This window comes from Spirosoma endbachense (assembly GCF_010233585.1).
In the GTDB taxonomy this organism is placed as follows: domain Bacteria; phylum Bacteroidota; class Bacteroidia; order Cytophagales; family Spirosomataceae; genus Spirosoma; species Spirosoma endbachense.
This window is the reverse complement of record NZ_CP045997.1, coordinates 102779-117022: the sequence shown is the minus strand read 5'-3', so window position 1 is coordinate 117022 and position 14244 is coordinate 102779. Positions and strand designations below refer to the sequence as shown.

General features: G+C 50.2%; 7 protein-coding genes. 3 read left to right on the top strand and 4 right to left on the bottom strand.

The features are described from left to right. Nucleotides 1-32: 32 nt before the first annotated feature. Entirely contained in the window at nucleotides 33-3296 is a 3264-nt protein-coding gene (locus tag GJR95_RS00375) for a SusC/RagA family TonB-linked outer membrane protein (protein WP_162391506.1), read from the bottom strand. A gap of 379 nt (nucleotides 3297-3675) precedes the next feature. On the opposite strand from GJR95_RS00375, the gene GJR95_RS00370 reads away from it, so the two are divergent. The 3 genes from GJR95_RS00370 (at nucleotide 3676) to GJR95_RS00360 (ending at nucleotide 7602) form a co-directional block, all read left to right on the top strand. Then, nucleotides 3676-6213 carry a glycoside hydrolase family 95 protein gene (locus tag GJR95_RS00370; protein ID WP_162383998.1) on the top strand — a complete coding sequence of 846 codons (2538 nt, stop codon included), beginning with the start codon at nucleotides 3676-3678 and terminating at the stop codon, nucleotides 6211-6213. 325 nt (nucleotides 6214-6538) lie between these two features. Beyond that, entirely contained in the window at nucleotides 6539-7300 is a 762-nt protein-coding gene (locus GJR95_RS00365) for a leishmanolysin-related zinc metalloendopeptidase (protein ID WP_162391505.1), read from the top strand. 20 nt (nucleotides 7301-7320) lie between these two features. After that, nucleotides 7321-7602 carry a hypothetical protein gene (locus GJR95_RS00360; protein WP_162383997.1) on the top strand — a complete coding sequence of 94 codons (282 nt, stop codon included), beginning with the start codon at nucleotides 7321-7323 and terminating at the stop codon, nucleotides 7600-7602. Between the two features lie 147 nt (nucleotides 7603-7749). Here the strand turns inward: GJR95_RS00360 and GJR95_RS00355 are convergent, their stop codons facing one another. From GJR95_RS00355 to GJR95_RS00345, 3 genes are all read right to left on the bottom strand, one after another. Next, nucleotides 7750-9204, bottom strand: coding sequence for a rubredoxin domain-containing protein (locus tag GJR95_RS00355; protein ID WP_162383996.1), 1455 nt, complete (start codon nucleotides 9202-9204; stop codon nucleotides 7750-7752). A gap of 53 nt (nucleotides 9205-9257) precedes the next feature. Continuing rightward, nucleotides 9258-12827 (bottom strand): nitrate reductase, encoded by a 3570-nt coding sequence (locus GJR95_RS00350; RefSeq protein ID WP_162383995.1) that lies wholly within the window; start codon nucleotides 12825-12827, stop codon nucleotides 9258-9260. Between the two features lie 88 nt (nucleotides 12828-12915). Beyond that, the gene (locus GJR95_RS00345) at nucleotides 12916-14217 is read right to left on the bottom strand and encodes a NarK family nitrate/nitrite MFS transporter (RefSeq protein WP_162383994.1); all 1302 of its coding nucleotides are present in this window, start codon (nucleotides 14215-14217) and stop codon (nucleotides 12916-12918) included. Nucleotides 14218-14244: the final 27 nt, after the last annotated feature.

Genomic DNA, 14244 nt, shown 5'->3' with positions numbered 1-14244 from the left:
GGCAGTGATCAGTCGATTCTACAGGACTGTGATTAAAATACCAGGTTAAGGTTGATCCCGTACCGGCGTGTTGTTGGTGTTTGTAGACCAGAGATGCCGTCCTTCAGGTATTGATCGAGGTCAATATCTTTGTATTTGGCGAAATAGAGCAGGTTCCGTCCTACGACCGATACGCTGGCCTGTTTTACACCCACCCGTCTCAGCAGATGCTGTGGCAGCGAATAACCGATTATAACCTCGCGGAGCTTGGCAAAACTCCGGCTCATCAGGAATGATTCGGTAGCGCCATACACACGGGCAATGTAGTCCTGCTCGTAAGTTTTGATCGTGTTTGGCGCATACTTCAACTCGCCGTAATTCAGCACGTTGCCGTTTACGTCGTAATTGATACTGCCGCTGGTCAGCACGACGCCATCGCCCACGTAGGATTTGATACCCTGCACGTCGTTAGGCCGGGCAGCACCCAATGCGCCCTGTACGGTTTCGATATGACGACCACCCTGAAAGGTTTTCTGCCGAACGTAATCGCCAATAACCCCGCCTACGCGACCGTCGAACTGGAAACTAAAGGTGATGTTCCTGTAACTGAACCGGTTATTGATACCCCAAACGAATTTTGGATTTACATAGCCCAGAAACTGCGATACCGGATTCACAATGGGTCGACCGCCGTCATCATTGATCAACTGCCCGTCGGGTGTCCGCACCAGCGCGCTCGAATAAAACCCATCCGTACGGTCACCAATGTTGATAAACCGGGAACCGCTACTATTGGCGACAAAATAGCTGGACGCCAGGGTATTGATACCGCCCTCCGGATAGACTTCTTTCAGTCGTTCGGTAAAGGTCGAATAGTTGGCCACGATGTCCCAGTTAAAGCCTTTTGGTGAGCGAATCGCCTGCCCCGTCAGGGAGATTTCACCACCTTTTTTCTGGGTACTGATTCCATTCACCAGCCGGCCCGTGTAGCCCGTTCCTTCCGACGATGGCAGTGTAAAAATGCGCGGTCCGTCGTTGCTGACATAATAAGCGCCATCCAGTACCAGTCGGTTGTTCAGGAACCGAATATCAATACCGACTTCCGTCTGCGAGGTCGAATTGGGTTTCAGATTCGGGTTATTGAGGGTATTGGCGTAATAGGCCGCTGGTTTGTTGTTATAAGCCAGTGGTAACGAATACACGGCTGAGTTCTGATACGTTGGTCCACCATAGGCCGAACTATAATTGTCACCGTAGCCGATTGGGTTGGAGCCGTAGTTTGTGATTGGATTAAAAGCGTTCTGAATGGTCGACTGGGTCAAACCATCCTTCACGTTGGCATAGGACGCCCGAACTTTCAGGAACGAAATTCCAAGTTTAGCCGGCAACTGAACGTAATCTGAAATGACCGTGCTCAGTGCTACCGACGGATAGAAATACGCATTGTTACCCTTTGGCAAGGTCGAGAGTTTATCCAGACGACCCGTTGTGGTCAGTGTAGCATAATCGCGGAAGGTAAAATCGGCCGAATAGTAAGCGGATAACACCCGCATGTCCGACTGAAAGTTCGAGGCAATAACCGGATTCGATGAGTTCGCGAAATTATATACGCCCGGTACGTTCAGGTAATTGGTGCTCGCAAAATCGGAATTGTAATTAAAAATCCGGGCTTCACCACCAACCAGTGCATTCAGAGACAGGTCGGGTGACACCTTTTTGTTGTACTGAAGCAACAGCTGGTTAATGTTGTCGAATAGACTCCGGCGGTCTTCGCGGTAATCGCCACGGGCTTCTTCGCGGCCGTAGCTTGTAGCCGAATAGGGGAATTTCTCCGTACGCAGAATACTATAAGTTGTCAGTTGGGTTTTACCCGTCAGCTGCAATCCGTCGGCGATTTGATAACGCAGGGACGTATAGCCGTAGATGTTGCTGTTATAATGGCCGCGCAGCCAGTATTTGGCCAGAAACCAGGGGTTGTTGTACCGTTGATATTCTGCATAGATCTGCTGCGTACCTTCTTTGCCGGGCTGCCAGATCTGCTTCATGTCATCAATATTCCAGTCGGCACCACCCCAGGCAATAATGTTGTAAATCAGCGAGTTGGGGCCGTAGTTCACATCCGGAAAGTTCGGTGTATACTGCCGGTTGTAGTTCAAACTCGACTCAAAACGTAGTTTATCCGAAAAATTATAACCGCCCGTAACATTGAAGTTCGTTACGTTGAGCTTGGTGTTCGGAACCAGCCCCTGCTGGAAATTATGCGACAGTGAAAAACGCATATCATATTTCTCACCCGATGCGGCAACGGCAACGTTATTCGTTGATAGAACGCCGGTCTGAATAAACCGACGGAGATTGTCTTTACCGCGCGGTAGTAATGGAGTTGGCTGGCGGTTGCTGGTAAAGACAACATTATTGCCATCAGCTTTCTTGAATGTCGTCGTGAACGACTGGCCCGGCACCACAGGGCTGTCGTATTGCGGAACCAACTGGCCATTCAGGGCTGGCCCCCAGATATCATAATCGCCATCATTCAGGCCATTGCCTTTGCCATCACCAAACGCATAGACGCCGTGATCACCGGGACCGTATTGGTCCTGCACCTTAGGAATGGCAATGAATCCCTGATCGACCATCTGGCTGGTGTTCACTTCCACCGAAAACCCCCGCTTGTCTTTCGTACCGCGCTTGGTGGTGATCAGAATAGCTCCGTTTTTACCCCGGAAGCCGTAAAGGGCAGAAGCCGATGCCCCTTTCAATACTGTATAGGTCTCAATATCATCGGCGCTGACGTTCCAGGTGTCGGACGTAATGGGAATTCCGTCAACAACAAATAATACGTCTGTATTTCCGCGCAGGGAGATGTTCGGGCGGCCCAGCAACTCGGAGGATGACCCGATGGTCAGTCCGGCAACTTTACCGGTCAGGGAGTTGATCGGATTAGGCTCACGGGCTTTAAGCAACTGCGTCCCATCGACCGTTTGAATCGCAACACCCGTTTGCCGGATGTCCTTTTTAATACCCAGCGCCGTTACGACGACTTCGTTTAGGGTCGATGTTCCTACAGCCAGCGATACATCAATGGCCGTGCGATTGCCAACGGCAATTTCCTGGGTTTCGTAACCAATAAATGAATAGGTCAGTGTACTGCTCGATGGTGTGTTAAGCGAATAAGTACCATCAGCACGGGTCGTTGTACCCGTAGTAGTACCTTTTACCACAACCGATACGCCTGGCAGGGGCTGGTTGTCATCGGCCGACAGAACGCGGCCAGTAATCGTTTGCGCGAGTGCCGGTATTGCTGGTAGCAACAGCATAGCCAGAAACACCACTGACAGCAAACGCAATACGCGAATTAGTGGGGTTAAAAATTGTAGAGAAATCTTCATCCGTTTGCAGGTTAGTATTACTTATATGATTACCTGCAAAAGTACGGTCGTCATATTACCTCAAGATTGACTGATTATCAACGATTTGTAAACACCCTTCGCAAAAATTTCATAGGCCGTTAATACTTGTTCCCTGACTGTTTGTAACAGGCAGATATAGCTTCATTTGTTTTTATCCCCGTTTTATCCGGTTTTATCCGTGCGACTGCCCTTATAAATCCTGACCGATTCAGGAGTAAAAAAGCGAATAAAGGAACTTAACAGACAGGAATGCCTGACCGATTCAGGCTGATGATACAACCCGTTCATGCTTACGAAAACAACGCATTTTTACCTAATTCTGCTTGCCTTCGCCCTACGTCTGTCAGATCCACTCACGGCCCAGCCACTCAAACTGTGGTACAAACAACCCGCCCGAAACTGGAACGAAGCGCTGCCCGTTGGCAACGGTCGCCTGGGGGTTATGGTGTTTGGCAAAGTGAGTGAAGAATTGCTTCAACTCAACGAAAGCACACTCTGGTCGGGCGGTCCCGTCGATCCGAACCCCAATCCGGACGCAAAAGCGTATTTACCCCAGATTCGCAAGGCGTTGTTTGAGGAGAATTATGAACTGGCGACCTCGCTCACCAAAAAAATGCAGGGTCGCTATACGGAGTCCTACGAACCGCTGGGCGACCTTCTGATCCGTCAGCCATTCAGCGGTCAGCCAACAACGTATTACCGCGCCCTGAACATCAGCGACGCTACGGCAACGACCCGTTTCACCGTTGATGGAGTGACCTATTCGCGGGAAATCTTCGTATCGGCACCCGATCAGGTCATTGTTGTTCGCCTGACCGCCGATAAACCGGGCAAGCTAAATTTTGTGGCATCCACAAAAAGTCAGCTTCGATACCAGCTGGCAGCCATCAATAGCCGGGAATTAGCCCTTACCGGGAAAGCCCCGGCCCATACCGATCCAAATTATGTCCGTGATAATCCACAACCCATTATTTATGATGATGCGAATCAATGCCGGGGGATGCGTTTCGCATTACGCATTCGGGCACTGCCCAGCGATGGCACCGTCACGACAGACACGGCGGGTATACACGTCAGCAATGCGACCAGTGTTGTGCTGCTGCTCTCTGCGGCAACGAGCTTCAATGGGTTCGACAAGTGCCCGGATAAAGACGGTAAAGATGAAATCAAGCTGGCAGAAAGCTACCTGAATCCAGCCGCCCGAAAAACTTATGCGGCTCTGAAACAGGCGCACCAACAGGATTATCAGACCTATTTCAATCGTGTTTCGCTCACCCTGACTGCTAAAACTGGTTCAACAGATCGTCAGGCTCTGCCGACCGACGAGCGATTAAGCCAGTACGCAACGGGCGAAAATGACCCGACGCTGGAAAGTCTGTACTATCAATTTGGTCGCTACCTGCTTATTTCAAGTTCACGCCCGACCGGAACACCCGCCAATTTGCAGGGCATCTGGAATCCGCACGTTCGACCACCCTGGAGCAGTAATTTCACGATCAACATCAACACGCAGATGAACTACTGGCCAGCCGAGGTCAGCAATTTATCCGAATTTCACCGGCCGCTATTTGGGCTAATAAAGGATGTAGCCAGTACCGGCAAAGCCACCGCCCAGAATTTCTATGGCATCGGCGGCTGGACTGCCCACCACAATACCGATATCTGGGGCGTCTCTAATCCGGTTGGCGATCTGGGCAAAGGGAGTCCGTTATGGGCCAACTGGGCAATGGGTGGCGCCTGGCTCAGTCAGCATCTTTATGAACACTATCGCTTCACGGGCGACAAAACATTTCTGCGGGAAACGGCCTACCCGCTCATGAAAGGAGCGGCCCAATTCTGCTCGGAATGGCTGATACCAGATAACGAAGGGCATCTGGTAACGGCCCCGTCGACCACGCCCGAAAATGTGTTTGTACTCCCGAATGGCAAACGAGGGGAAGTATCCATAGCCACCACAATGGACATGGGCATCATCCGCGACCTGTTCACGAATGTCATCGAAGCATCAGCAATCCTCAATACGGATGCTGATTTCCGGAAAGTGATCAGTGAGCAAACGGGGAAACTGTATCCGTTCCAGATCGGCAAAAAAGGGAATCTACAGGAATGGTTTAAAGACTTCGATGAGGTTGAACCGCTGCACCGGCACGTATCCCACCTGTTTGCCTTACACCCCGGTCGGCAGATTGCGCCATTGACAACTCCCGAACTGGCAGCCGCAGCCCGCAAAACCCTCGAACTCCGGGGCGATGAGGGCACAGGCTGGAGTAAAGCCTGGAAAATTAACTTCTGGGCGCGGCTTAATGATGGTAACCACGCCTACAAACTTCTTCGCGAGCTACTGAAACTAACCGGCATGGAAGGAACCAACTATACCAATGCGGGCGGCACCTATCCCAATATGTTCTGCGCCCATCCGCCGTTCCAGATCGATGGAAACTTTGGGGGTATTGCCGGTATGAGCGAGATGCTGCTCCAGAGTCATCTCGACCATATCGGATTGCTGGCCGCCCTCCCCGACCAGTGGAAAAGTGGTCAGGTAAAAGGGTTACGGGCGCGGGGTGGATTTGACATCGTTGAGATGACCTGGCAGGATGGCAACGTAAATAAGGTCGTTATCAGGTCCAACGTTGGCGGAAACTGTCGCCTTCGCGTTCCCAACGCCCTGAAAGCATCAGGTGGTGTGGTGCTGAAACCCGCCAGCGGGGCAAATCCGAATCCTCTTTTCCAGGGGCCAACCGTTCAGAATGCGCAAGCTGCAACGGCCAAGGTGTATGATTTCATGACCCAGGCAGGACGGAATTACACGTTTGTGATGCAGTAAATTCAGTAAGAAATACTGCTGAACTATTCATTTGCAGCACACCTCCAATGCTGATACCTGTCGCATTGGCTTATTTTTATAAAGAATGAGGAAATTCTACGAAAGAACGGGAAATTCCCCATTCTTTATTTATTAACTTCTCTCGAAATTAGTGCTCTTTCTATTTATCAATAATTTTTTCAACTGTACTTAAACTTATTAGTCAACTCAAGAGCAATGTTATAGATACTACCAATATGAAAACACAGAAAAAACTTCAATCGTATATTGCTAAAGCAACCCCGAAGTTGCTTTAGCGGTCGCAAATACAACATCGCCCTTTACCATTGAAGTACGATTTTTAGGTGGGCTGACAAAGAAACAAAAGGATGCGTTTAAAAAAGCGGCAGATCGTTGGTGTAAAATTATCATTGGCGATTTACCCAGCGTACAAGTCGATGGCGAAGTAATTGATGATGTTCTCATTCTCGCTTCCGGTGCGGCAATTGATGGTCCAGGCAGGATTTTAGGTCAGGCCGGTCCAACGCGGTTACGGCCAGCGAATGCTGGTAATGCCGCCTTCCTACCGGCTAAGGGTGAAATGCAATTTGATACTGCCGATTTAGCGGAAATGGGAAAAAATGGAACGCTGATTGATGTAATCACGCATGAAATGGGCCATGTTCTTGGCATAGGGACTGTATGGAGTAAAAAAAATCTTTTACAAGGGGCAGGTACTTCCAATCCAACATTTAAAGGTCATAATGCGTCAATAGAGTATGGACAACTTAGAGGGATGGGCTCTACACCCGTGCCGGTTGAAAATACCGGCGGCATTGGAACACAGGACTCCCACTGGCGAGAAACTATCTTTCGGAATGAACTTATGTCGGGCTTTATTGCAGGCCAAAATAACCCGATAAGCCGCGTTACTGTCGCCAGTCTTCAGGATTGTGGCTATGAAGTAGATATTAATGCCGCCGAACCTTTTGCATTACCTAACCTTATTGCATTGGCTGAAGCCGGATTTTTGGTTGCCGAGGATCTGCACTCCGAACATATGCTTATCAGTATCCCTACCGTTTTACCAGATGATAGTCTTATGTAGTAATAACATAACTTAGCTTCATGAAAGGATTTAATGAAACTAAATATAAAGTGCTGTCTGAGGAGAGTATTGTTCCGGAAAAGAATATTATATCACCGGCTCCGAATCAATTCTCTCATCAGATCGTACGATTATGCCCTTATTATTTTAATAAATACGAACAAACCCGCCCTCCTGATGGAAAATTAAAAAAAGGAGCTAAAGTTACATTACTGGTATATGAAGGGGGTGATTATTGCCGGGTAGCTGATAAACGTGGATTATATATAGAAGTACTTTACAAAGACATTGCTAAACTATAATTACGAGGTTGTTACTCAGCGGGGTGCCACGGTTCAAAACCATGTCACCCCGCTGAGTAACAACTCTGCTCAATCAAATCCTGACAGACTTTAAGTCATTAATTCACAGTCAATTAGGAAGGTCTTACATGCCTTAATCGACAGGTATCAGCCAACTTCCAGCAATACCTCTTCCATTTCTTCTTTTGGTGCATCACAGGTAGGACACGAATAATCACTCGGCAACGCGCTGAACGGGGTTCCTGCTGGAATGGCATTTAACGTATCACCATATTGTTCGTCATAAACCGTAAAACAATGCGGACATTGATAAACACTCGAAATGGGCGATAAGGCTGGTTCCGGTTTTTCGGATTCCAGCCGAACGACTTCACCACGTTGCAGCAAACGACCAGTGCTGAATTTTCGGCAAAGCCGGTTTATCTGATTGGGTAAATGCAGCTTAAATAACCCTTTTTCAAACAGGTGGTACGTTCGGCTATTGGGGTTAAAATTTTCGGTGTAATAGACATCATAGACGCTAAAAAGCGCTAACTGACCAAGTTGAAGCAAAGGCCGTTTCCGAACCAGTACCGAACCAAATACTTCCGATTTAGGCCGCGTCTGCACGCCAAAACAAAGCCCAAATGTTCGGGTATCGTGCTTTTCAAAATAGCGCAGCACATAATTCTTCAGCTGCGTTCCCTCGTTGGTATGGTCTTCGGTTTGCCAGGCCAATTCATTTGCGGCATGGCGTACATTGATGTTGTGTTTGCCCAGGATACGCGACCAGGTAGCCCGGTCTTTTTCTTCAATGCCCTTAATAATGAGCGATTTCCAGGGCGTTACACATAGTTCTCCGACGCGTGTTTTCAGGCATAGCGCGCAGACTTCGAGCAGAAACGCCACCGAAAACTGTTCGTCACGCCGGTAAAGACCAAGCCACGAACGCTGCCCATATCGGTTAAAGCCTTCGTAGTAGGGTAATGAAAATTCAGGAAGTTCTACGTCATTCGTTGCTGGCTGCGTAATGAAGCTTCGGCCTGTTGTTACGGCTCTGAAAAGGGCTTCTTCTTCCGTGTGGTCATGCTCCAGCATGGCTTCCTCAACGGCTTTAGCGAGTCGGCCCATGTCGTTCGTATAGATCAGTTCCCGCCACCGGAAAAGCGTATTACTCTGTTTCGGACGGACATACAGATACCAGAAATGCGGTATCGGCGAAGCAATGAAGTTGAGATTTCCGGTAAAAAAAGGTGTAAAACTCTGGTTCGAATCCGACAGGTTAACTTTCAGACGTGGCTGATAATCAAACTGGTCCAGCACCGTATGGTATTCACTTTCGCGTAGCCAGGCACCCGTGCGAAACACATCTTCGCCACAATACGAGCTAATAATATTAGGATACTGCTCCGTATTGGCTTCATACGCAATCTGGTGTTTTTTCAGGTCTTTTTCCAGGAAGCGCATGTCTTCATAATGCACCGTCATCAGTAGTTGCTGCCGGGCACCAAACCGCACCGTATGTACGCCCGCATCATGTGCCAGTGTCAGCACATTTTGCAACGCTCCCGGCGAAACGATTCCAGCGGGCAGGTTGATTTTCAGGGTGTAATAGTCGCGCATAATCGATGACTGAATGAGTGAATGGGCTAATGAGTGAATGGTTTGTCGCGTGGTTACTCAGTCACTAATTCGCTCATTGATAAAAGAATACTTCGCACTTCGGGTCGGCAGGAGCCACAGCCAGTTCCGGCTCCGGTTTTCTGGCAAAGCTGCTGAAAATCGGTACAACCACCCAGAATGGCCTTTTCCAGGTTCCCCTGCCCAACCGAGTTGCAGGAACAAACCAGCTTCCCGGCTATGGGATCGACTTTTTTGTTGGCTCGTAGTAATTGAAGACGCTTTTCGGAAAGTTCGGTTCCATTGGCAATCAGTTCGCGAAACTCCTGAAATTCGTTTTTATCGCCGACCAGAATAGCTCCGACCAGCTTGTCGCCCTGAACAATACACTTTTTGTAATAACGCTTGGCTTTATCGATGAAAACGATTTCCTCATAATCGTCCCGGTCCACCCGATCGACCGTTCCGGTGTTGGCAGGTACTTCGGCCATCCCTATGCTACAGAGATGTAGACCCTCCATTTTCAGGATACTGATAGACAGGCTCCCCCGATAGGGTTGCGATACATCGCCGGCCAGAAATCGGGCTGCAATTTCGGCCTGCTGTTCGGCTGCCAAGGTAATGCCCCACATCTGCCCGTTCCACTGAGCCAGTTCGCCAGCGGCAAAAATATCGGGATCAGAGGTTTGCATGTAGTCATTGACAACGACACCCCGGTTGCATACCAATCCGGCATCGCGCGCCAGTTCGATGTTTGGCTCTGTTCCAATGGCCACCACAACGACCTGGCACTGAATCTTTCGGCCCGAATTCAGTTGGATACCCTCTACGTGTCCGTTTCCCATAAACGTCTGAACTTCTTCATTGAAATAGACGTCGATGCCCCGATCCAGCAGTTCGAGGTATAGCAATTCACTGGCAAGCGGATCAAGCTGGCGTTCCATAAATCGCCCACCCCGCTGAATAACTGTAACCCGAACACCAATCTGCCGCAGCGAGGCCGCCAATTCGAGCCCCAACAATCCCCCTCCGACAATTACGGCATGGGGTTCGGTCGAATCATCCGGCGATCGTTGCAGAAACGGCAGAAGCGAATCGGCATCGAGCCGCGATCGCATGTTGAAAATACCCGGCAAACGAGGTACACTTTTAGGCATGAAAGCCCGGCTTCCGGTTCCCAGCAAAATCTTGTCATACGTATGTTCAACGCCATCGCTATCGGTGACCACTTTCGCCTTCCGGTCGATATGAGCAACGCTGACACCTTTGTGCACAATGATATTCGCATCCTCAAACTGGTCTTCACGCAGTTTGACGAGTTGCTCCCACGATTGTTCGCCACTGATATAGTCGGGCAGGAGTACCCGGTTGTAAAACGGGTAAATCTCTTTGGAAAAAACGTGAATTTCATCGTCGGCATTGACCAATCGATAGGCATTGATGAACCCAAGTCCAGCCGAGCCAGCCCCAATAATGATAATTTTTTCCTGCGGCTTACGGTACGGCAAAACCGTTACGGCCGTAAACTTAAAATCAGGCTCTTTAGACCGCGGATCAACGAGTGAATTGGTCAGGTTATTGGCCCGGTTCAGATTGCTGTTGAGAATCTTCCCCCAGTGCATGGGCAGAAAACACAGCCCCGAACGCACATCGTCGGTAAGCTGAGCCTTTACCCGGACCTCCCCGCGTCGCCCACGCACAACGACCAACTGCCCGTCACGAATGCCACGTGTCCGGGCATCGTCCGGATGAATTTGGAGGAACGGCTGCGGACTATGCTGATTGAGTTTCGCTACACGTCCCGTCTTGGTCATGGTGTGCCACTGGTCGCGGATACGGCCGGTAGTCAGCACCAGCGGGAAGTCATCGTCAGTTGGTTCAGAGGCATTGCCATCCGGAACAGCATGAATCTGAGCCCGCTCATTCGGCGTATAAAACCGATGATCCGTAAACAGTCGCTTCGTTCCGACTGGAACACAGTTGTCGCTGTTCACATCTAACGGCTCGCTGTTTGCCGGAAATGGCCATTGTACCGTCCGTTTCCGCTTCAGCAGCTCATAACTCACGCCCGTCACATCGACATTGGTTCCGGCCGTGAGTTGGGTATATTCCTGATAAACCTCGGCAGAATTAGCGTAGTTAAATGAATCACCAAAGCCCATTTTCTGCGCAAAACGCCAGATAATTTCGGCATCGGGTAAGGCTTCACCCGGCGCATCGATCACGTTAGGCAGGTAGGCAATCCGACGTTCGGCATTGGTCATCGTGCCTTCTTTTTCGAGCCAGGCCGCAGCCGGTAGCACGACATCGGCAAACGGCACCGTATCGGCCCGGTTCGACACATCCTGCACAACAACGAAACGGGCGTTTTTGAGCGCCTTCTCCACTGCATTGGCGTCGGGCATACTCACCATTGGATTCGTATTGATGATCCAGATGGCTTTTAGATGACCATCGGCCAGCGCATCGAACATTTCGGTGGCTGTCAGGCCGGGTTTGGCGGCAATCCTGACGGGTCCCTGCCAAAATGCTTCTACTTCGGCGCGGTGAACTGCGTTCGTCACATCACGATGGGCGGGTAACACATTGGCCAGTCCACCCGTTTCGCGACCGCCCATTGCGTTTGGCTGTCCGGTAAGTGAGAACGGGCCATTGCCCGGTTTACCAATCCGCCCTGTAATGAGGTGTAAATTAATGAGTGACAGGTTTTTATTGACGCCAACTACGGACTGATTCAGCCCCATTGTCCAGAGCGACAGGAAGCCTTTCGAGCGTCCGATCCAGTAAGCTGCCTGCTCGATATCATCAGGCTCAATCCCACACAGATCAGCCGCTTCGACCAGCGTCCGCTTCATGACCTGCTCCCGATAAGCCTCAAAACCATCGGCGTGATTGCTAATGAATTCATTGTCAATGAATCCCTTTTCGATGAGTAACCGCCCAATGGCATTGTTCAGGACAATATCAGTGCCGGGTAGGATGGGTAAATGCAAATCGGCCGACCGGGCCGTGTCGGTCCGGCGCGGATCAATGCAGATGATTTTAACGTGTGGATTGGCCGCCTTATGCGCTTCGATCCGGCGCCACAGAATCGGATGGCACCAGGCCGGATTAGCCCCCTGCACGTAGAATACATCTGCTTCTTCAATGTCATCGTAACAAACCGGTACCGAATCTTCACCCAGCGATAGTTTGTAGCCAACCACCGCCGAGCTCATGCACAGCCGGGAGTTGGTATCGATGTTATTGGAGCCAATAAATCCTTTGATGAGCTTATTGACCAGGTAATATTCTTCGGTCAGGCACTGCCCCGACACATAAAACGCCACCGAATCCGGACCATATTTCTGAATAAACGTTTTAAAAACAGCCGCTGTACGCTCCAGAGCTGCATCCCAACTCACCCGCTGCATCGGCATCGACCGATTGAGCCGCATCTGTGGATATAGCAATCGGTCTGACTGATCCATAACCGTGTAATGCAGATTCATACCTTTCGAGCAGAGCATACCCCGGTTCGACGGGTGCTGCTTATCGCCCTCAACGGTCAATCGCCCGTTCGGTTCCTGCCTGACTACGATTCCACAGCCAACGCCACAATAGCAACAGGTCGTTTGATGAGTCATAATGATTTTGAGTGACAACTGTAGCGTGAAAAGTGAAGAAGAGCTACGAGTAGTTTATTCTCTACTTTTCACGCTATATTTTCACTGTTTAAGCGGTTTGCAATTCAGCTTCGGCTGGTTCGGCTACTACCGTCTTACCAAAGTTGACCAGGAATAAGGTTAAACCGACGGCTGCGACGATCGCACCGATGTACAGGAAAGCTTGGCCGTAGGAAATTGACTGCGACTTGAACAGAAAGCCCATTAGCATTCCACCAACGTTGCCCCCTGCCCCTACCACGCCAGAGATCACTCCAACAGCCTTCGGGTTGACAAAGGGAACAATGGCATAGGTCCCCCCATTCGACATTTTCAGAAAGAGCGCGAAGGATAGCATGGTTGCAATAGCCATTGGCAGATTACCGGCCTGCGCAAACAGCATAATACCAACACCTTCCAGCAACAGCATAGCCGCCAGCAAAACGCCCTTTCCACGCATGCCGTATTTGTTACCTACTTTATCGGCCACGATACCGCCCAGCGCACGGGCAAAAATATTCATACCGCCGAAGAGCATGGCCCAGAAACCAGCCTGGGTTTCTTCCATCTTGAAATTATCGAAGAAGTATAGGGCAGCCACGCCATCGAATGTAATTTCCATGCCGAAGCAGCAGGCATAAGCCAGGGCCAGCGCCCAAACCCGAATGTCGGCGCAGGCTTCCCAGAAACTTACCTTCTCACCGGTCTGAGCCGACCGCTGAATTTCGTCGTAGTTACCGGCAGGTGTGTCTTTCGTAAAACGGAAATACAAAAACGCCATGATGAGCATCATAATACCCGGCACCACCATTGCCAGCCGCCAGGCTTCTGGTTTTGTATAACCAAAACCAACGATCGCGGCCATGATCACCGGCATTGCCAGTTGCGTGATACCACCGCCCAGGTTGCCCCAGCCGCCCGCAACTGCGTTAACGGTCCCTTTAATTTTCGGAGCGAACATCAGGGAGGTATGCACCTGCGTGATTACAAACGATGCACCAATGACCCCAATGGCCAGCCGAAAGAGTAAAAATGTCGTGTAATCGTGGGCCAGCCCAACAAACATAACCGGTAGCGAGCCCAATACGAGCAGGGCGGTGTAGGTTTTGCGTGGTCCCCAGGTGTCGCAGAGTTTCCCGACAATCAGTCGGGCAAAAATGGTGGCCGATACAGCCGCAATGATGGTGTTCCCGACCTGCGGTTTAGTCAGCCCCAGGTCGGCCCGGATGGCGGGCATCAGTGGAGCCAGTCCGAACCAGCCAAAGAAACAGACAAAAAAAGTTAACCAGGTGATGTGGAACGTCCGCATCTGGACGCCGTCGAAACGGAAAATATTCAGCGAAGTAAGTGGCTTATTCGATGACAGATTCATGGTTGTATGCGTTTAGATGGTGTTGAT